At 61.2% G+C, this 18,774-nt stretch carries 17 protein-coding genes, 1 tRNA gene and 1 pseudogene; 10 read left to right on the forward strand and 9 right to left on the reverse strand.

Features of this window, described 5'->3' with window-relative positions; genetic code table 11:
* Positions 1 to 184: 184 nt before the first annotated feature.
* The gene (locus ACN0SC_RS07640) at positions 185 to 1,345 is read left to right on the forward strand and encodes an FAD-dependent monooxygenase (protein WP_417249071.1); all 1,161 of its coding nucleotides are present in this window, start codon (positions 185 to 187) and stop codon (positions 1,343 to 1,345) included.
* 37 nt (positions 1,346 to 1,382) lie between these two features.
* On the opposite strand, the gene tpiA is transcribed toward ACN0SC_RS07640, so the two are convergent.
* The 6 genes from tpiA to ACN0SC_RS07670 form a co-directional block, all read right to left on the reverse strand.
* The gene (tpiA, locus tag ACN0SC_RS07645; RefSeq protein WP_417249072.1) at positions 1,383 to 2,129 is read right to left on the reverse strand and encodes a triose-phosphate isomerase; all 747 of its coding nucleotides are present in this window, start codon (positions 2,127 to 2,129) and stop codon (positions 1,383 to 1,385) included.
* A 173-nt stretch (positions 2,130 to 2,302) separates the two neighbouring features.
* Positions 2,303 to 2,614, reverse strand: a complete 312-nt coding sequence (locus tag ACN0SC_RS07650) for a TfoX/Sxy family protein (protein ID WP_417249073.1) — start codon at positions 2,612 to 2,614, stop codon at positions 2,303 to 2,305.
* Positions 2,611 to 3,000 (reverse strand): HesB/IscA family protein, encoded by a 390-nt coding sequence (locus ACN0SC_RS07655; RefSeq protein WP_417249074.1) that lies wholly within the window; start codon positions 2,998 to 3,000, stop codon positions 2,611 to 2,613. Before ACN0SC_RS07655 ends, ACN0SC_RS07650 begins: the two co-directional genes overlap by 4 nt.
* Positions 3,001 to 3,042: 42 nt before the next feature.
* On the reverse strand, positions 3,043 to 3,747 hold the full coding sequence (locus tag ACN0SC_RS07660) for a DUF3307 domain-containing protein (protein ID WP_417249075.1): 705 nt from the start codon (positions 3,745 to 3,747) through the stop codon (positions 3,043 to 3,045).
* The gene (locus tag ACN0SC_RS07665; RefSeq protein WP_417249076.1) at positions 3,740 to 4,378 is read right to left on the reverse strand and encodes a MarR family transcriptional regulator; all 639 of its coding nucleotides are present in this window, start codon (positions 4,376 to 4,378) and stop codon (positions 3,740 to 3,742) included. The genes ACN0SC_RS07660 and ACN0SC_RS07665 overlap by 8 nt, the downstream gene beginning before the upstream one ends.
* A gap of 73 nt (positions 4,379 to 4,451) precedes the next feature.
* On the reverse strand, positions 4,452 to 4,814 hold the full coding sequence (locus ACN0SC_RS07670) for an SUF system Fe-S cluster assembly protein (protein WP_417249077.1): 363 nt from the start codon (positions 4,812 to 4,814) through the stop codon (positions 4,452 to 4,454).
* A 172-nt stretch (positions 4,815 to 4,986) separates the two neighbouring features.
* On the opposite strand from ACN0SC_RS07670, the gene tgt reads away from it, so the two are divergent.
* The 4 genes from tgt (at position 4,987) to ACN0SC_RS07690 (ending at position 9,490) form a co-directional block, all read left to right on the forward strand.
* On the forward strand, positions 4,987 to 6,117 hold the full coding sequence (tgt, locus tag ACN0SC_RS07675; RefSeq protein ID WP_417249078.1) for a tRNA guanosine(34) transglycosylase Tgt: 1,131 nt from the start codon (positions 4,987 to 4,989) through the stop codon (positions 6,115 to 6,117).
* 238 nt (positions 6,118 to 6,355) lie between these two features.
* A complete protein-coding gene (lon, locus tag ACN0SC_RS07680) occupies positions 6,356 to 8,758 on the forward strand; it encodes an endopeptidase La (RefSeq protein ID WP_417249079.1) in 2,403 nt (800 codons plus the stop codon).
* Positions 8,759 to 8,906: 148 nt separating this feature from the next.
* Positions 8,907 to 9,320 carry an HU family DNA-binding protein gene (locus ACN0SC_RS07685; protein WP_417249080.1) on the forward strand — a complete coding sequence of 138 codons (414 nt, stop codon included), beginning with the start codon at positions 8,907 to 8,909 and terminating at the stop codon, positions 9,318 to 9,320.
* A gap of 95 nt (positions 9,321 to 9,415) precedes the next feature.
* Positions 9,416 to 9,490: transfer RNA gene (locus ACN0SC_RS07690), tRNA-Val, on the forward strand.
* Between the two features lie 163 nt (positions 9,491 to 9,653).
* Here ACN0SC_RS07690 and ACN0SC_RS07695 read toward each other — a convergent pair.
* Both ACN0SC_RS07695 and ACN0SC_RS07700 read right to left on the reverse strand, forming a co-directional pair.
* The gene (locus ACN0SC_RS07695; protein ID WP_417249081.1) at positions 9,654 to 10,994 is read right to left on the reverse strand and encodes a S41 family peptidase; all 1,341 of its coding nucleotides are present in this window, start codon (positions 10,992 to 10,994) and stop codon (positions 9,654 to 9,656) included.
* Positions 10,991 to 12,400: a dipeptidase gene (locus ACN0SC_RS07700; protein ID WP_417249082.1), complete on the reverse strand. Its 1,410-nt coding sequence runs from the start codon at positions 12,398 to 12,400 to the stop codon at positions 10,991 to 10,993. The genes ACN0SC_RS07695 and ACN0SC_RS07700 overlap by 4 nt, the downstream gene beginning before the upstream one ends.
* Positions 12,401 to 12,692: 292 nt before the next feature.
* On the opposite strand from ACN0SC_RS07700, the gene hemA reads away from it, so the two are divergent.
* From hemA to ispG, 4 genes and pseudogenes are all read left to right on the forward strand, one after another.
* Positions 12,693 to 13,916, forward strand: coding sequence for a 5-aminolevulinate synthase (gene hemA / locus ACN0SC_RS07705; protein WP_417249083.1), 1,224 nt, complete (start codon positions 12,693 to 12,695; stop codon positions 13,914 to 13,916).
* A 192-nt stretch (positions 13,917 to 14,108) separates the two neighbouring features.
* Positions 14,109 to 14,273 (forward strand): annotated as a pseudogene (locus tag ACN0SC_RS07710) (helix-turn-helix domain-containing protein); the annotation flags it as partial.
* A gap of 63 nt (positions 14,274 to 14,336) precedes the next feature.
* Positions 14,337 to 15,224, forward strand: a complete 888-nt coding sequence (locus ACN0SC_RS07715) for a DUF4115 domain-containing protein (RefSeq protein WP_417249241.1) — start codon at positions 14,337 to 14,339, stop codon at positions 15,222 to 15,224.
* Between the two features lie 100 nt (positions 15,225 to 15,324).
* Positions 15,325 to 16,461, forward strand: coding sequence for a flavodoxin-dependent (E)-4-hydroxy-3-methylbut-2-enyl-diphosphate synthase (ispG, locus tag ACN0SC_RS07720; RefSeq protein ID WP_417249084.1), 1,137 nt, complete (start codon positions 15,325 to 15,327; stop codon positions 16,459 to 16,461).
* A gap of 85 nt (positions 16,462 to 16,546) precedes the next feature.
* Here the strand turns inward: ispG and ACN0SC_RS07725 are convergent, their stop codons facing one another.
* Complete coding sequence (locus ACN0SC_RS07725; protein WP_417249085.1) at positions 16,547 to 17,308, reverse strand: DsbA family protein; 762 nt, start codon at positions 17,306 to 17,308, stop codon at positions 16,547 to 16,549.
* A gap of 275 nt (positions 17,309 to 17,583) precedes the next feature.
* On the opposite strand from ACN0SC_RS07725, the gene ACN0SC_RS07730 reads away from it, so the two are divergent.
* A complete protein-coding gene (locus tag ACN0SC_RS07730; RefSeq protein WP_417249242.1) occupies positions 17,584 to 18,723 on the forward strand; it encodes a pyridoxal phosphate-dependent aminotransferase in 1,140 nt (379 codons plus the stop codon).
* The last annotated feature ends 51 nt before the right edge of the window (positions 18,724 to 18,774 follow it).

The following is an 18,774-nucleotide window of genomic DNA, read 5'->3' on the forward strand; positions in this document are numbered from 1 at the left end:
CAACAAGAATATGCGAGAACCGGAGCAGTGCTTCGGTTCTTTTCGTTTGTGCGTGCCTGTTCAAATCGGTGACCGCGACGAAGGGCAGGGTGCGTGACATAGAACGGGACGGGCGCGGACAAACGCGCTGCAGAGACCGCGACGGGGCGCAGGCTCGTCGGACCGCGCGGCAGAAAGGGTTGGGATGTTGATCGGGCAGGATATCGCCGTTCTTGGCGGCGGGGTGGCTGGACTTGCGGCTGCGCGGGCCTGTGCCATGCGCGGGGCAAAGGTCACGGTCTATGAGCAGGCGGAGGCCATTACCGAGGTCGGTGCGGGGTTGCAGATCACGCCAAATGGCGCGGCGGTGCTGCGTGCGCTTGGGTTGGATCTTGCGCCTGTTGCGATGCGCTCGCGCGGCGTGCGACTGATGGATGGCTATATGGGACGCGAGGTTCTGCATCTCGATTTTGCCCGCTACCGCCCCGATGCCGATTTCTGGCTCGTGCATCGCGCCGATTTGATCGCGCTTCTGGAACAGGGGGCGCGGGAGGTCGGTGTGGAGATCGCACTCGGGCACCGCGTGGAGGCCATCGCGGGAGATGACGAAGGGGTGGACCTGCGCTTTGCCAATGGTGTGGCCAAGCGCCATGGCCTCGTGATCGGGGCGGACGGGTTGCATTCGGTCCTGCGACCCATGCTCAATGGTCCGGAGGAGCCCTTTTTCACAGGACAGACCGCGTGGCGCGCGACCGTTCCTTCGCTGGGTGGGGAGCCTGCAGAGGCGCTGGTCCATATGGCGGCGGGGCGGCATGTGGTCTGCTACCCGCTGCGGGACGGGGCTTTGATCAATATCGTGGCGGTCGAGGAGCGTCCCGACTGGTCCGAGGAGGGCTGGCAGCATCGTGGCGATCCCGCCGAACTGGTGAGCCATTTCTCCAATTTCGGCGCAGGGGTGAGGACGCTTCTGTCGCGGGTCGAGGAAGTTTCACGTTGGGGCCTGTTCCGCCATCCCGTGGCGCGGCACTGGCATTCGGATCGCACGGCTTTGGTAGGGGATGCCGCGCATCCGACGCTGCCGTTTCTGGCGCAGGGGGCGAATATGGCCTTCGAGGATATTTGGGTTCTGGCTGATTGTCTCGACAAGCTGCCGCTCGATCAGGCGCTTCCTGCCTATCAGGCGCGGCGGCGCGAGCGGGTGGTCAAGGTGATCGAGGCCGCAAATGGCAACGCGCGCAACTACCATCTCAAGGGGGTGACGCGCGCGGTCGGTCATACTGTACTGCGCCTTGGCAATCGCTTCGCCGCAAAGGCGGCGGTGGACCGTTTCGCGTGGCTCTATGACGAGGACGTCACCGCGCAGTGACCCCGCGGTGACGTGGATATTTTCAAACAGATGAAGCTCAGGCGGCTTCGAGTGCGGAGATGATGCCGCCGAAGTCGTCGGCCTTGAGCGACGCCCCGCCCACAAGCGCACCGTCGACGTTGGAGGTGGCGAAGATCTCGGCAGCGTTGCCTGGTTTCACAGAGCCGCCGTAGAGCAGCGGGATGGCCGCCGCGCCGTCACCGAAGCGTTCAAGCAGCGTGGTGCGCATGAAGTCGTGGACTTCGGCGATTTGCTCCAGCGTGGGGATTTTGCCTGTGCCGATGGCCCAGACGGGTTCATAGGCGATCACCAGTTTGTCGAGGTCGGAAGCGTCGGGCAGGGAGCCTGCCAGTTGACGGCCCACCACGTTGAGTGCCTCGCCCTGCTCGCGCTCTTCGAGTGTTTCACCGATGCAGACGATAGGCGAGAGCCCAGCCGTGAAGGCGGCCTGCGTTTTCTCGGCAACCGATTGGTCGGTCTCACCGTGGTCCGTGCGGCGCTCGGAGTGGCCAAGGATCACATATTGCGCGCCTGCGTCGACCAGCATGGGGGCGGAGACATCGCCCGTATGCGCGCCAGAGGGTTTGGCGTGGCAATCCTGCGCGCCGACAGCGATCTTTGCGTCTGACAGCGCGTCGGCCATTGGCGCCAGAATGGTGAGCGGCGGGCACAAGAGCACATCCACCTTCGGAACAGGGAACATCTCGGCCAGTTTGGTGGCCTCGCTGATCGCGGCCTTGTTGCCGTTCATTTTCCAGTTACCTGCGGCCAGTTTGCGCGCCATGGGGAATCCTCCTGTTTGTGGCTTCATCAGTGTCGCGGCGGCGGGTCACGTATAGGGGGTGGCCCGCACCGGAGCCAATGTTCCGACCCTGTGTAGTGGTCCGCGCGGGCGCGTCAAGGTGGCCTTGTAGTTCGTGTGTGCTTTGCGTGAGGGTGTCTTGACGTGTCGTTGCATCAAAGCGCGTCGAGGGCTTTGCGCCCCCAGTGGCTTGCCGCCTCGGGGTCATCAAGGGCGCTGTCGGGGAGGGTCCAGTAGTTCATCCCGCGCCCGTCAGCCATTTCGAATTTCTCGGAGCCTTCGAGCGCCAGTTCCTCGGCCAATGCGCCTTTCGCCTTGAGATAGATACGGCCATCGGATGAGAGGATGGCGAAAATCTGCCCGTCGCAATAGATCGACGCGCCGCCCATCATCTTGCGTTTGGTGATAGACCCGAGCGGAGCGAAGAGTTCCAGCGTGAAGGCCAGTTCCTCATCCGTGATGCTCACAGCTTCGGCGCGCCGTTCGCGGTAGTGGCGGTTTCGAGGCTCTCGTCGAACTTGATGCTCTCGCCACAGCCGCAGGCATCGACCACATTGGGGTTGTTGAACTTGAAGCCGCTTTCGAGGAGCGAGACCTCATAGTCGATTTCCGTGCCGAAGAGGAACATCTGCGCCATGGGGGCGATCATCACGCGGGCACCGTCCTGTTCCACGATCTCGTCGTGGGGGTCGATCTCGTCTACGTAGTCCATGGTGTATTCCATGCCTGCGCAGCCGCCTTTTTTCACGCCGATGCGCAGCCCCTTGGAGCCGTCTTGCGCCATCAGCTTTGCGATCTGGCGGGCCGCCGCGTCGGTCATGGTGACCGCCTGTTTGCCTGGAATGCTGAACATAGATGTCTCCTTTGTCCGTAATGTAGGGCTAAGGGAGGGTCTTCACAAGGCGGGGAGGGCATCGCGCAGGGCCATCACACCGATTGTGATCGCAATGGCCCAGCCGAAGGAGGCCAGCGTGCCGATAAATACGCTTTCATAGAATTTTTGGCTCTGTGATGATAATGTTTGGAAGCGCATGATCGCCTTAGCGGCAAAAATGAATCCTATTGCTTCGGGCATCCCAGCGAGTAGGAATATGTAGACCAGAAATCGCTCCAAATTGCCGATTGTCGATGGCGCATTACTGAAGCCTTCAGAGGCATCCTTAGGTCGAAAATTTCGCATGAGTATCTCCACGGCAAAGCCGCCCGCGCAGGTGACGTAGAGAAGTCCGCCGGCGAGCAGCATTGTGTGGAAGACCCAAGCGGGCGCCGCGCCCCAAGCGCCGCTGGCGACAAGGTCGGGGGCGACAAGCGCCACACCGCCGATGGTGGCCAGATGCGCCACCTGATCGGCAAGATAGGCCGCTATCCCGTTGTTGGTCAGATGCGATTTGATCACGTCGATGGCGAAATGTGCACCCGCGTAGAGTAGCAGCGGCCAGACGGGGAGTTGGCCCGTGGTGGCCATTGCCGAGAGCAGGACGATGATGCCGTGGCCCAAAAGCACTTTCGCCTCATCCTTGCGCGCCACCATGGTGGAGGTCTGGAACACGTAGTCGGCAAGCACATGGGCGAGAAAGAGGGTGGCGAGGGTTTCAGGCATGGGACGGTGCGCCTTCGATAAGGTTCAGGGTCTCCTTTACGACCGTATAATGCGCCGCGTCGAGAATTTTGGAGATTGCCTGACGGGATTTTCCGAAGTGATGCGCGACGTCCTTCTGCGTCGGGCTGGCTGTCGGGTCGAGAAATGGCAGGAGTGTTTCGGCCTGAGTGGAGGTCCAGTCTTGGGCGATGGTGTCGAGCAGGATTGCGATTGCCGCGTGCTCGGGAGACTGCGAATAGGCCATTCGGAACTGATAGTGCATGGCATCGAGGCTGCGGCCTGAGGCGATAAAGGCAGGAGCGGTGGCCGTGGTGATGTCGTTGGGGATGTCTCCGTGACCCGTCGCAATTGCGATGCGTGTGTCGAAGGAGGGATGGGCCGCTTTGAGTGATGCACGTATGAAGAGCGCGTAGCGCAAGGCGTATTGCTCTTGTGGAGCGACCAATTGCCAGCCGTCCCCGCGATGTGTCGTGTAGCGGCCTGCTCCAGCCCAATCAAGAATGGTGCGAAAAGCCGTGAATAAGGTGTCGAGCGCCTGTTCCACTTTGACGGGGCCGAGGCCTGTGGAGTTGACGAGGTCGCCAGTGAGCACGGCGAAGGTGTGTGACTTCTTATTTGTATCAAAGCGCATAACGCAACCCTTATAGGTTGCGTTGTGAAAACTCAATCCCATGTGTAATCTGTCGGGCGAGGCGCTGGTCGGGTTACATGAAGCCAAGCTCCAAGCGCGCCTCGTCGGACATCATTTCCATGCCCCACGGCGGATCCCATGTGATGTCGACCTCGACGTGCTGCACCCCGTCCAGAGGCTCGACGGCATCGACCAGCCAACCAGGCATTTCGCCAGCGACGGGACATCCCGGCGCGGTGAGGGTCATGATGATATGGACCTCGTTTTCCGCATTGATCTCAATGGTATAGACCAGTCCGAGATCGTAGATGTTCACGGGGATTTCGGGGTCATACACCGTGCGGCACGCCTCCACGACCGCTTCGTGCAGCGGGTGGTCGGTGCTTGAGGGTTTGATCAGGGGCGCACCTTCGACGGGGTTGGCGTTCTCGGTCATGTCAACTGCTCTCGCGTTATTCCTGAGCAAAGATATAGGTTTTAAGGCGGGGGAGGTCCAGTGGTTGCGGGCAAGCAATTTTGTCGCGCGTGTCGTCCGCGCGGGTGTCGTGCGCCGCGTCGCTTGTGCCTTCCTCTGGCCCAAGGCGGCATTTGGCGCTATTGCGTGGCCCATGACCCAGAGATTCTCCTTTACCCTGAACGCAACCGACGGGCGCGCCCGCACTGGTTTGATTTCCACCCCGCGCGGCGACATTCGCACGCCCGCCTTCATGCCTGTGGGCACGGCGGCCACCGTCAAGGCGATGATGCCTGAAAGCGTGGCGGCGACGGGGGCGGATATCCTGCTGGGCAATACCTATCACCTGATGCTGCGCCCTACGGCGGAGCGGATCGACCGACTGGGTGGGCTGCATAAGTTCATGAACTGGGACAAGCCGATCCTCACGGATAGCGGCGGGTTTCAGGTGATGAGCCTCGCCGAGTTGCGCAAGCTGACGGAAAAGGGCGTGACCTTCCGCTCCCATATTGACGGCTCCAAGCACGAGCTGACGCCTGAACGCTCGATGGAAATCCAGCGCTTGCTTGGCTCCGACATCGTGATGGCCTTTGACGAATGCCCCGCGCTGCCCGCCGATCGTGCGCGGCTTGAGGAGAGTATGCGCCTGTCGATGAGATGGGCCGAGCGGTCGCGAGAGGCTTTCGGGGATCGCCCCGGCCACGCGCTTTTCGGTATCCAGCAGGGCGGGTTGGAAGAGGACTTGCGCGCCGAGAGTGCCGAGGCGCTCACCAAGATCGGTTTCGAGGGCTATGCCATCGGTGGTCTGGCCGTGGGCGAGGGGCAGGAGGCGATGTTCGGCTGTCTCGACTTCGCCCCCGAACAACTCCCGAAGGACAAGCCGCGCTACCTGATGGGCGTGGGTAAGCCCGATGACATCGTCGGCGCGGTCAAGCGCGGGGTCGATATGATGGATTGTGTGCTGCCGTCACGGTCGGGGCGCACGGGGCAGGCATGGACCCGCCGTGGGCAGGTCAATATCAAGAACGCCCGCCACGCCGACGATCCGCGCCCGCTCGACGAGCATTGCACGTGTCCCGCCTGCCGCAACTATTCACGCGCCTATCTCCATCACGTGTTCCGCGCGGGCGAGATGATTTCGGGGATGCTGCTGACGTGGCACAACCTGCATTACTACCAAGAGATCATGAGCGGAATGCGCGCGGCCATCGCGGAAGGCACCTTCGACGCGTGGGAAGCCGATTTCCACGCGGTGCGTGCGCAGGGCGATATAGAACCGCTTTGAAAAAGGGCGGTGTGAGGCAAGTGCGAGAAAAACCGTGATCTCGGTCCGAAATCACCGCCATTTGCCTGCAATATGCGCTTGCGGCCCCGCGCGCAGGCAGGCAGACTTCACTATATTGCGTCCATAGGCTGCGGTTGAAATATCTCCACGACCCCACAGATATGAAGACCGAGACGGAAAGGGCCAAGGGTTGCCGCCGATGCGGGATCAGGCCCTTTTGCCAAGATAAGGAAAAAAGATGCACGAGCAAAAAACCTACCCCGTCCTGCCGCTGCGCGACATTGTTGTGTTCCCACACATGATCGTGCCGCTTTTCGTGGGACGTGAGAAATCCGTGAAGGCGTTGGAAGAGGTCATGGCCAATGACCAGCAAATCCTGCTGGCCGCCCAGACCGATCCCGCCATCGACGACCCCGAAGCGGGCGATATCTTCCGCACGGGTGTTCTGGCCAATGTGTTGCAACTGCTCAAACTGCCCGATGGTACGGTGAAAGTGCTGGTCGAGGGCGCGACCCGTGTGAAGATCACGGGCTTTGCCGAGAACGACCCCTTCTTCCTCGCTCATGCCGAAGAGCTTGAGGAGAGCGAGGGCGATGCGGAAGCCGTGACTGCATTGCTGCGCTCGGTGGCTGAGGAGTTCGAACGCTACGCCAAGGTCAAGAAGAACGTCCCCGAGGAGGCGCTTTCCGCCGTGGCCGAGACCCGCGACCCCGCGCGTCTGGCCGATCTCGTGTCGGGACACCTCGGCGTCGAAGTCGAACAGAAACAGAAACTTCTGGAAACGCTGCCCGTCTCTGAGCGTCTTGAGGCGGTCTACGGGCTGATGCAGGGCGAGATGTCCGTGCTTCAGGTCGAGAAGAAGATCAAAACCCGCGTCAAAAGCCAGATGGAACGCACGCAGCGTGAGTATTATCTCAACGAGCAGATGAAGGCGATCCAGAAGGAGCTGGGTGACGGCGAGGATGGCGAGGGCGAAATTGCCGAGCTTGAAGAGAAAATCGCCGCGACCAAACTGTCGAAAGAGGCGAAAGAGAAGGCCGAGGCCGAGCTGAAAAAGCTCAAGAACATGTCGCCCATGTCGGCGGAGGCCACGGTCGTGCGCAACTACCTCGACTGGATGCTGGCCGTTCCGTGGGGCACGAAATCACGCGTCAAAAAGGATCTCGGCCGCGCCGAGGAAATCCTCGACAATGACCACTACGGGCTTGAGAAGGTCAAGGAACGCATCGTCGAATACCTTGCCGTGCAGCAGCGCTCGAAGAAGCTCAAAGGCCCGATCATGTGCCTTGTCGGCCCTCCGGGTGTGGGTAAGACCAGCTTGGGCAAATCGGTTGCCAAGGCCACGGGACGCGAGTTCATTCGCATCTCGCTGGGTGGCGTGCGCGACGAGTCCGAGATCCGCGGCCACCGTCGGACCTATATCGGCTCCATGCCGGGCAAGATCATTCAGGCCTTGAAAAAAGCCAAGACGACGAACCCGCTCATCCTGCTCGACGAGATCGACAAGATGGGGCAGGACTTCCGTGGCGATCCCGCATCAGCGATGCTTGAAGTGCTTGATCCGGAACAGAATTCCACTTTTGTGGATCACTATCTGGAGGTCGAATATGACCTCTCGAACGTGATGTTCCTGACCACCTCGAACAGCTACAACATGCCGGGGCCTCTGCTCGACCGCATGGAGATCATCCCGCTCGCGGGTTACACCGAGGACGAAAAGGCCGAGATTGCCAAGCAGCACCTGATCCCCAAACAGGTCAAGAACCACGGCCTAAAGGACAAGGAATTCTCCGTCACCGATGGGGCGATCACCGATGTGATCCGCTACTACACCCGCGAGGCTGGTGTGCGGAATCTGGAGCGTGAATTCGCCAAGATTGCGCGTAAGGCCGTGACGAAGATCATCAAGAAAGAGGTCGAAAGCGTCGAAGTGACGTCCGACAACCTCGAAGAGTTCTTGGGCGTGAAGAAATTCCGCTACGGTCTGGCCGAAAAAGAGGACCAGATCGGCGTTGTCACCGGATTGGCTTACACTTCTGTGGGCGGTGATCTGTTGCAGATCGAGGCTCTGAAACTGCCCGGTAAAGGGCGGATGAAGACCACGGGGAAACTGGGCGATGTGATGAAGGAATCCATCGACGCGGCCAGTTCCTATGTGCGCTCGATTGCGCCGAAAATCGGGGTCAAGCCGCCGCTCTTTGACACGATGGACATTCACGTTCACGTGCCTGACGGGGCGACGCCGAAGGATGGGCCAAGCGCGGGTCTGGCGATGGTCACGACCATTGTCTCTGTGCTGACGCAAATTCCGGTGCGTAAGGATATCGCCATGACGGGCGAGGTCTCCCTGCGCGGTAATGCCACCGCCATCGGCGGGCTGAAGGAGAAACTCCTTGCGGCATTGCGCGGCGGGATCAAGACTGTGCTGATCCCCGAGGAAAACGTCAAGGATCTCGCCGAGATCCCGCAAAACGTCAAAGACGGGCTTGAGATCATCCCCGTGACCCATGTGTCCGAGGTGCTCAAGCACGCGCTTGTCACCGAGCCCCAGCCCATCGAGTGGGACGAGGAGGCCGAGGAGGCGGCACGTTTGGCAAAGCTGACCGCGAAAGAAGGCGGTTCGGGTGCTACGGCGCACTAAGGTCGCACGCACCACAATGTCACAGAGCGGGGGCGTCTTCGGGCGCCCCCGTTGCATTCAAAGCGCAGGGGCGCGACACTGGCGGTAACGCGCGAGCATCAATGACCCGTGTGAATTTCGTCTGTTTTTCAACGCAGTGAGGCACGTCATGACAAAAACCACCAGCACCACCACCTCGAAAACACCCCAAACGCCGCGCACCACGAAAGCCGCGACAACCAAAGCACCCGCCGCCACGGTCACGGCACCCGCCGCTTCCGTCGTGTCTGAGGTCAATAAGAAAGCCTTTTACGAGCGTGTGGCCGAGGCATCTGGCGCGAAGAAGAATAAGATCAAACCCGTTGTGGACGCTGTACTGGCCGAGCTTGGCGAGGCGCTTATGGCGGGTGAGGAGATGAACCTGCCGCCCTTGGGGAAACTCTCGGTCAATCGCCAGAAAGACGCGGGCAACGCCCATGTTCTGATCACCAAAATCCGCCGCTCGAAGCCCATGCTGGAAAAGGTCGCCGCTGAAAAAGCCGCCGTCAAAGTGGCCGATGAAAGCGGCGGTGAGGAGGGGTGACGGACCCGCGCCGCACCCCCTGTAGCCGTGCGCGCTTTTTCTCCGATTTCACTCTTGCAAGCTCCCAAATCACCCGCTAAATAGCGCGGCACGGCGGGTGATTAGCTCAGTGGTAGAGCGCTTCGTTCACATCGAAGATGTCAGGAGTTCAAATCTCTTATCACCCACCATTTTCTCCCGATCGGAAAAGCTGAATAACCTCTCTGGGGGAGAGATTTTAGGGTGAAAATGCCGAAGGATGAAATCCGGAGGCCATGCTTTACTAAAGGTTGTTTTGCCCTGACCGTCGCGCCTGCGGTGCAGGACGCTGGATCAGGCGCTCGACTTCTCACCTCACTCCAACACGTCAATTGCCGCTTCCAGCACCGCATCGCCCGCATTTCCGTTGCCGTCCGCGACCGATAGATCGGGGGCAAGCGGGGTGAGACCGATTGGGGTACCCTCGGCGGTCGCGTAGACCTGATGGGGCAGGGTGACGGAGAACCCGTTGGGCAGGGTGCGGGTGAGCAGGTCCGAGAGCGCACCTGCCGTTTCCTCTCCCATCACCGTCACCTGCGGCTCATCGCGCACGGCCAGTGTGAAGAGTTCCGCTGCGCCGCCCGTATGAGCGGAGGTCAGGACAACGGTGGGGATGGCGCCAAAGCTGGCTTCGGTGGGACGGATGCGGATCGGAGTGGGGGGCGAGAGGCTGTCTGGCCCCGTGACCACGGATTTCTGCGCCACAATCCGCGCCTCGGATGCAAAAAGTCGCGCGTATTCCAGCGCCACGGTCTCCGCGCCACCAGGGTTGAAACGCAGGTCCACGATCACGCCTTTCGCATCCGCGTAGGTCTCGGCCATGAGGGCGGCGAGCGCGGCGGCTTCGTCGGCCTGCGTGCCCGAAAGAGCGGCCTGTGTCTCCATGTGGTGCAGGCCGAGATAGGCGATTTCCCCGTCGATCCAAGCGTGGCGGAAGCCGCCCGTCTCGGTGTTCTGCGGTTCTGGGTCAAGGTAGCTGTCAATCACGGGCAGGGCAGCGCGGGCCTTTTCGACCCAAGCGGGCACCTCTTCCTCAATGCCGCGCGCGGGGCGGTAGGTGCCGTCGGGTGTGTCGAGTGAGACCTGCGGATCGGTGATCCCGTCGAGCGCATGGCGCATGACTGCGGCCAGTGTGCGCGGGTCGCGGTCAGGGGGATCGCCCAGTTCCGTCAGCGCCTCGTCACGGCGCGCGTCCCAGTCGATGCCCTGTGTCTCGAAATGCGGGTAGTGCTGGTCGAAGGCGTGCCAGAAGATGTCGAAATTCTCGACGGGGCCCGCAGGTTTGCCCTCGGTGCATTGCGCAGGCAGGGCGTCCAGCCGCGTGGCGGTAATGGGGTTGGTGACGTCGGCTGCGGATATCTGCATCACCGAGCCTGCCCCCACGGCCGAAAACCCGTAGCCTGCAAAACGTTTCGCCATGCCTCGGTGGGCGGGCATGGTTTTCCAGATCGTGCAGGAGGCTGGCCCCACCTGCAAAATGCGGATGGTGAAGGGCGAGATGTCGAATACCAGACCGTAGCCTTCCGTCTCCCAGATTCCCTGCACCTCGCGCGCAGGGCGCCCGAGGAACCACAGGGTTGCGAGAACGGCAGCGGTCAGTGCGAGGGCGGCGGCGAGAAGCCAGATGACCCGCCCCAGCATGGTGATGATGTTCATGTTGCCGCAGTGACCTTATCGAGAATGCGCGCCCAAGAGCGGATACCCTTGTGGAAGCATTCAAGATCGTATTTCTCATTGGGGCTGTGCAGCCCGTCATCGTCGCGGCCAAAGCCCGTCAGAAGCGCGTCAACGCCGACGATCTGCTTGAAATACCCCGCAATCGGGATCGAGCCGCCGCAGCCCACGAAGGCCGCCTCATTGGGCCATTCGTCGGAAAGTGCCACGCGCGCGGCCTCGAAGGCGGGGTGATCGGTGGCCATGGTGGAGGCGGGGCCAGAACCGTGCGGGTTGTAGCTTACCGTGCAATCCTCGGGCAGTCCCGCCTCGATATGGGCGCGCAAGGCGGCGCGGATCGCCTCGGGGTCTTGGTTGCCTACGAGACGGCAGGAGATCTTGGCGGAGGCTTTGGACGGTAGCACCGTCTTGAACCCGTCGCCCGTGTAACCGCCCGTGATGCCGTTGACTTCCAGCGTCGGGCGCGACCAGATCATCTCCAGCGGTGTGCGGTCTTTTTCGCCTGCGGGCTGTGACAGGTCGACTTCGCCAAGGAAGGATTTGTGGTCGAAACCGAGTGCTTCCCATTGAGCGGCGACTTCGGCGGGCAATTCGTTCACCCCGTCATAGAAGCCAGGCAGTGTGACACGCCCCTCGTCATCGTGCAGCTCCGCAATGAGCTTGGTCAGCACATGGATCGGGTTGCGCGCGACCCCGCCATACATGCCCGAGTGCAGGTCGCGGTCGGCAGCGGTGATGGTGACTTCCTCCCCCATCAGCCCGCGCAGCATGGTGACAATTGCGGGGGTGTCATGGCCGAAAAGCCCCGTATCGCAGATCAGCGCCACATCCCCTTTGAGCGCTTCTTTGTATTCTTCCATGAAGGGAATGAGCGACGGCGAGCCGCTCTCTTCCTCGCCTTCAAAGAAGAAGGTGATCGTGCAGGGCAGGGTGCCGTGGACCTCTTTCCACGCGCGGCAGGCCTCGACGAAGGTCATCAATTGCCCTTTGTCATCGGAGGTGCCGCGCCCACGGATCACGGTTCCTTTCGCGGTCTCTTCGAGTTTCGGGTCGAAGGGGTCGTTATCCCAAAGGTCAAGAGGATCAACAGGTTGCACATCGTAGTGGCCGTAGAAGACCAGATGCGGTGTGCCCTCTGGTCCCTCGTATTTGCCCATCACCATCGGGTGTCCCGGCGTGGGGATCGCGCGGGCGGAGATGCCTAGCGTTTCGAGATCGGCCACCAGCCAGTCGGCGGCGCGGGCGCAGTCGTCCTTGTAGGCGGGATCGGTCGAGATCGACGGGATGCGCAACAGTTCGATCAGCCGCGCGGTGGCCGCGTCGATGTCGCTGTCGATGTGAGAAAGCACGGTATCGAGCGTTGCGGGTGTGGCGGTGGATGCGGTCATGGGATGCCTCGCGAGTTGGACGTTTTGGGGCCGAAAAAGCGTGTCATTACGCTGACGGGCTGTTTTGCCGCAGACTATCGTGCTGATTTGTGGTGTCCAGCGCTGCTGTGCGGCTTGACATAGATCATTCATCGGGGATTTTGTGCGTGGTTATAAGAACGCCGAACAGGATGGACGGTCTCCACGAGTTCGGAGCTGTAGTTGGAACAATTCGCGATTTGTGAATATGAATCGCTTTTTCAATCTGCGGACGCTAAAACAAGACAGACCGAGACGTGCGAAAGGAAGAAACGTGGACTACACTGCGAAGCTTGACGATGCTCTCCAGAGGCTGCACGACGAAGGGCGTTACCGCACCTTTATCGACATTGAACGCAAGCGCGGCAACTTCCCGCACGCGACATGGAAAAAGCCCGATGGTACCGAGCAACCCGTTACCGTGTGGTGTGGCAACGACTACCTTGGCATGGGCCAACACCCTGTTGTTCTGGCCGCGATGAAAGATGCGATTGACGCCACAGGCGCAGGTTCGGGCGGCACGCGCAACATTTCTGGCACCACGGTTTACCATAAAAGGCTCGAAGCCGAACTGGCCGATTGGCATGGCAAGGAGGCCGCTCTGGTTTTCTCCTCCGCCTATATCGCCAATGATGCGACGCTCTCGACCCTGCCGAAACTCTTCCCTGGTCTGATCATCTATTCCGACGAGTTGAACCACGCCTCGATGATCGAGGGCATTCGCCGCAATGGCGGAGCGAAACGTGTGTTCCGTCACAACGATGTGGCGCACCTGCGCGAGCTTCTGGCCGCTGACGATCCGCAAGCGCCCAAGCTCATCGCATTCGAAAGCGTCTATTCCATGGACGGCGATTTCGGGCCGATCGAGGAGATCCTTGATCTGGCCGACGAATTCGGTGCGCTGACCTATATCGACGAGGTCCACGCGGTTGGCATGTATGGCGCGCGTGGTGCGGGTGTGGCTGAACGTGACGGCCTGATGGACCGTATCGACATCGTTAACGGCACGCTCGGTAAGGCCGTCGGCGTCTTCGGCGGCTATATCGCGGCCAGCGAGAAAATGTGCGACGCGGTGCGCTCCTATGCGCCTGGGTTTATCTTCACCACCTCGATCCCGCCCGCAGTTGCGGCAGGGGCGGCGGCGTCGATTGCGCATCTGAAAACCGACACCGCATTGCGTGAGGCGCATCAGACACAAGCCAAGGTGCTCAAGCTGCGCCTGAAGAGCTTGGGTCTGCCGATCACCGACCACGGCTCCCATATCGTTCCGCTTATCGTGGGCGACCCCAAGCATACCAAGTTGATGTCCGACATGCTGCTTGAGCAATACGGTATCTACGTCCAACCGGTGAACTTCCCCACAGTTCCGCGCGGCACCGAGCGTTTGCGCTTCACGCCGTCGCCTGTGCACGGACCGAAAGAGATGGATGCACTTGTGGGCGGTCTTGACGCACTCTGGAGCCATTGTGCGCTGAATCGCGCCGATTTGGCCGGTTAACTTCGATTCCCGCTATTGGTCGCGTTTCTGCCTATGCTAAGGAATGGCTAAGCGTTGCACACGAATCGTGCGCGTTTTTCGGGACAGAAACCAGGGGCAGCATGTATGATCGGACGGTGGAGTAAGCCACCCGTCGAGGAAGCGGACCTACCGCGCGGTTTTGACGATTTCGAGTTGCGGCTCGGGGACGTCATGCGCGGGGAACGCGCCACCATGGGCAAATCCCTGCTCGATATTCAGCGCGAGTTGAAGATCAAAGCAACCTATATCGCAGCCATCGAGAATGCCGATCCGTCCGTCTTCGAGACGCAGGGCTTTATCGCGGGCTACGTGCGTTCCTATGCGCGCTACCTGCAACTCGACCCCGATTGGGCCTTTGACCGTTTCTGCGCCGAGAGCGGCTTTTCTGTCGCGCACGGGATGGCGCCCGAGGCATCGACCAAACGCGCCGCCGTTGTGACCGCAGCGCCCGCCGTGAGAAAAGACCCCTTTGCCGATCCCAACGCCAGTTTTGTGCCTCGCGGCGAGAGTATTTTCGCGCGTATCGAACCTGGTGCGCTTGGGTCGACGGCCGTGCTGCTCCTGCTGCTTGCGGGCATTGGCTACGGGGGCTGGGCGATGCTCAACGAAATTCAGCAGGTGCAAATGGCTCCCGTCGATGCGACCCCGAACGTCGCGGCCGAGGTCGCACCCTTGAGCGCACCTGCGGCTGTTGTTGCAGGTCTCGACGAAACTGTTGATCTTGCTCCGCAATCCACCGAAGGCTTTGATCGCCTTTACCGTCCGCAGGCGCTCGATGTGCCTGTTCTGGTGCCGCGCGATGGACCGATCGCCACGCTCGACCCGCGCTCCAATGGCGCGCTGGTCGCCGAAAGCGCCGAGGAACGTCTCAATGCGCTCACGGGGCAGGTGGCCGCTGCGATCACTGAAGGTCTGAGCGATGCGCCCGTTCAGGTCGTCGAGGAAGACGCTCCCGATCTCGCCATCGTTGCAGTAAACGCCACATGGGTGCGCGTTCAAGCCGCCGATGGATCGGTACTCTTCGAGAAGATTCTCAACGCGGGCGAACGCTATGTCCTGCCCACGATGGAAGAACCTCCGGTTCTGCGCACGGGCAACGCGGGCGGTGTCTATTTCGCGGTCAACGGGCAAGCCTACGGCCCCGCAGGTAGCACAGGCTCCGTGGTCAAGAATATCGCGCTTTCCGTCGATGCGGTCTCTGAGGCCTTCGATGCGGTTGATCTTGCCGCCAATGACCGTGTGGCCGAAGCCTTCCGTGTCGCCAGCGCCGAATCCACCACCGAATAGCCCCATCTTCGATCCGTATTTTACCCCCGCGATGCTTGCTCCGCCTTGCGTCGCGGCCTATCTATGAGCCGAGCTCATCACGTCACGAGGAACCGCGCCCATGTCCCACAATCCCATCCGCCCTTGGCGCAACATCGAGCGCCGCGAAAGCCGCAAGATCTGGGTGGGGGATGTGCCCGTGGGGGGCGACGCGCCGATCTCGGTGCAGACCATGACCAACACCGACAGCGGCGATGTGAAAGCCACTCTGGATCAAGTGATCCGTGCCGCCGATGCGGGCGCCGATATCGTGCGTATCTCCGCACCTGATGTGGCCGCGACGACTGCGCTCAAGGAGATTTGCCGCGAAAGCCCCGTGCCGATCGTGGCCGACATCCACTTCCACTACAAACGCGCTATTGAGGCGGCGGAAGCGGGTGCGGCCTGTTTGCGGATCAACCCTGGTAATATCGGGGACGAAAAGCGGGTGAAGGAGGTCATCAAGGCCGCCAAGGATCACAACTGCTCCATCCGTATCGGCGTCAACGCAGGCTCGCTGGAAAAGCACCTGTTGGAGAAATACGCCGAGCCTTGCCCTGATGCGATGGTGGAAAGCGGGCTGGATCACATCAAGATCCTCGAAGACAACGACTTCCACAATTTCAAGATCTCGGTGAAGGCCTCCGATGTCTTCCTTGCCTCTGCGGCCTATCAACAACTGGCCGAAGCCACCGACGCGCCGATCCATCTCGGGATCACCGAGGCAGGCGGGCTGATGTCGGGGACGATCAAATCGGCCATCGGGCTGGGGCAACTGTTGTGGATGGGGATCGGTGATACGATCCGCGTGAGCCTGTCCGCCGACCCTGTGGAAGAGGTCAAGGTCGGCTATGAAATCCTGAAATCACTGGGCCTGCGCCATCGCGGCGTGAACATCATTTCCTGCCCTTCCTGCGCGCGGCAGGGGTTTGACGTGATCAAGACGGTCGAGGCGCTGGAGCAGCGGCTGGAGCACATCAAAACGCCCATGTCGCTGTCGATCATCGGCTGTGTCGTCAACGGGCCGGGTGAGGCGCTGATGACGGATGTCGGTTGGACGGGGGGCGGTGCGGGGCACGGGATGGTCTATCTCGGTGGTGCGCAAAGCCACAAGATGGACAACGACAGCATGGTCGAACACATCGTCGAACAGGTCGAGAAGAAGGCCGAGGAGCTTGAAGCCAAACGCGTTGCGGCGACGGATGAAGCGGCGGAATAGCCTCTACTTTGCTGCCGGAATACTCAAACAAAACCCCGCCAGTGGCGGGGTTTTTCGTGTCCTGTCAATAGGTTGGTCGCGCGTCTTACCCGCGCAATTCGTCCACGATCTCCAGCATGGCGTCAATCGGGACATAGCCGCGCACCATCTGGTCGCCCATGATGAAGGACGGTGTGCCCGTGACTTGCAAGATCGCGCCGATGCGTTGGTTCTCGGCGAGCACGGCGTTGACCTCGTCGCTGTCCATCGCGGCATTGATCGCGTCGGCGTCAAGGTCGAGATCGGAGGCCATGCGTGCCAGAGAGGCTTCGGAAATGGCGCTGCGGCTCTCCATTAGCATGTCGTGGATGGCGGCATAAGCCTCTGTTCCTGCAACGAATTTTGTAGCCAATGCGAAGCGGGCGGCGAGGACGCTGCCTTCGCCTAGGATGGGGTATTCCTTGACGATCAGGCGGATGTCGCCGTCGGTGTCCAGCAGGGATTGGACCTCGGGATGCGCCTTCTTGCAGTAGCCGCAGTTGTAATCGAGGAACTCCACGAAGGTCAGGCTGCCTTCGGGGTTGCCCATGACCAGATCGTGTTCGGCGTGGAAAATGTCGTCGGCGTGGGCGGCGATCAACTGTTGCTCGCCTTGGGCCTGTGCGGCTTGCTGGCGCTGGTTGTAAACGTCCACGGCTTCCATAAGAACTTCTGGATTTTCAAGGAGATAGGCGCGAACTTCGGCGCGGAAGGCGGCGCGTTCGTCGCTGCTCATGTCCGACAGGTCAAGCGCAAAAGCCCCCAGAGATGTCGTGGTGAGCAGGGCGGCTGCGGCGAGGCCGCGGGTCAGGTAGCGGGACAGGATCATGAGCACTCTCGTTTGCTAAATGGCGTTCCTCACGCTCTATCACATTGTGATTAGCGTGCCACCCTACAGTTGCGTGACCAAGCACCGCAGGGCGGCAAAATGCCTGTCGGATAGGTGTCGGACATCCGTCGGACATGCGTCGGGCACCTGTCTGCCCCTGCGGCCTCGCGTGCCATTGCAATTCGCGTCACGCACTGGCATCGAATGGGTGCGAAACACAAGCAAGGCTCCTCCCCATGACAAAACCTGCACCCGATCCCAAAACCCGCTTCCCCATGCCGCTCTCGCGCCGTTCCGAGGTCGATCCCTTCATCGTCATGGATGTGATGGAAGCGGCACGTGCGGCAGAGGAGGCGGGACGGCACATCATCCATATGGAGGTGGGCCAGCCCTCGACGGGGGCACCCGCCAAGGCGCGGGCCGCATTGGCGGAGGCGATGGAGGCGGGGCCGCTGGGCTATACGGTGGCGCTCGGCCTGCCCGAATTGCGCGCAGGGATAGCGCAGCTTTATTCCGATTGGTATGGCGTCGATCTGGACCCCGCCCGCGTGGTGGTTACGTCAGGATCGTCGGGGGCTTTCATCCTCGCCTTTACTGCGCTGTTTGATGCGGGCGCGAAGGTGGGCTTGGGTGAGCCGGGCTATCCGTCCTATCGGCAAATCCTCTCCGCACTTGATGTCGAGCCCGTGGGTATCCAGACGCGGATGGAGGACCGCCTCCAGCCCGTGCCCGCGGCAATCCCCGAGGGTCTCGACGGGTTGATCGTGGCAAGCCCTGGCAACCCTTCGGGCACGATGCTCGATCACGCGGCGCTTGGCGGTCTTATCGACGCCTGCGCGGCGAAGGGCATCTCTTTCATCTCCGACGAGATTTACCACGGTATTCAATACGAAGGTCGCGCGGTGTCCGCGCTGGAACTGTCCGACGACGTTTATGTCATCAACTCTTTCTCCAAGTTCTTCTCCATGACGGGCTGGCGCGTGGGTTGGATGGTGGTGCCGCAAGACCATGTGCGCACGATCGAGCGGCTGGCGCAGAACCTCTTCATCTGCCCGCCCCATGCTGCACAGGTCGCTGCGCTTGGCGCACTTTCGGCCCGCGAGGAATGTGAGGGGCATGTGGAGACCTATGCCGAGAACCGCCGCATGATGCTCGACGGGCTGCCCAAGGCGGGGTTCACCAAGATCGCGCCGCCCGATGGGGCCTTCTACATCTATGCCGATGTGTCCGACATCACCGACGACAGCCGCGCTTTCTGCGCCGAAGTGCTGGAAAAGGCGGGTGTGGCGATCACGCCCGGTCTCGATTTCGACCCGCGCCGCGGCGGGCAGACGGTGCGCTTCTCCTATGCACGTTCGCGTGAGGACATTGCGGAAGGGCTGAAACGGCTTCACGCCTTTATGCGGGATCGGTAAGTTGAGCCAAGCCGCCCCCGCGAGAGGGCGGAGCGTATTAAAGGGGTGAAC

The organism is Celeribacter sp. (genome assembly GCF_048261515.1).
Classification (GTDB): domain Bacteria; phylum Pseudomonadota; class Alphaproteobacteria; order Rhodobacterales; family Rhodobacteraceae; genus Celeribacter.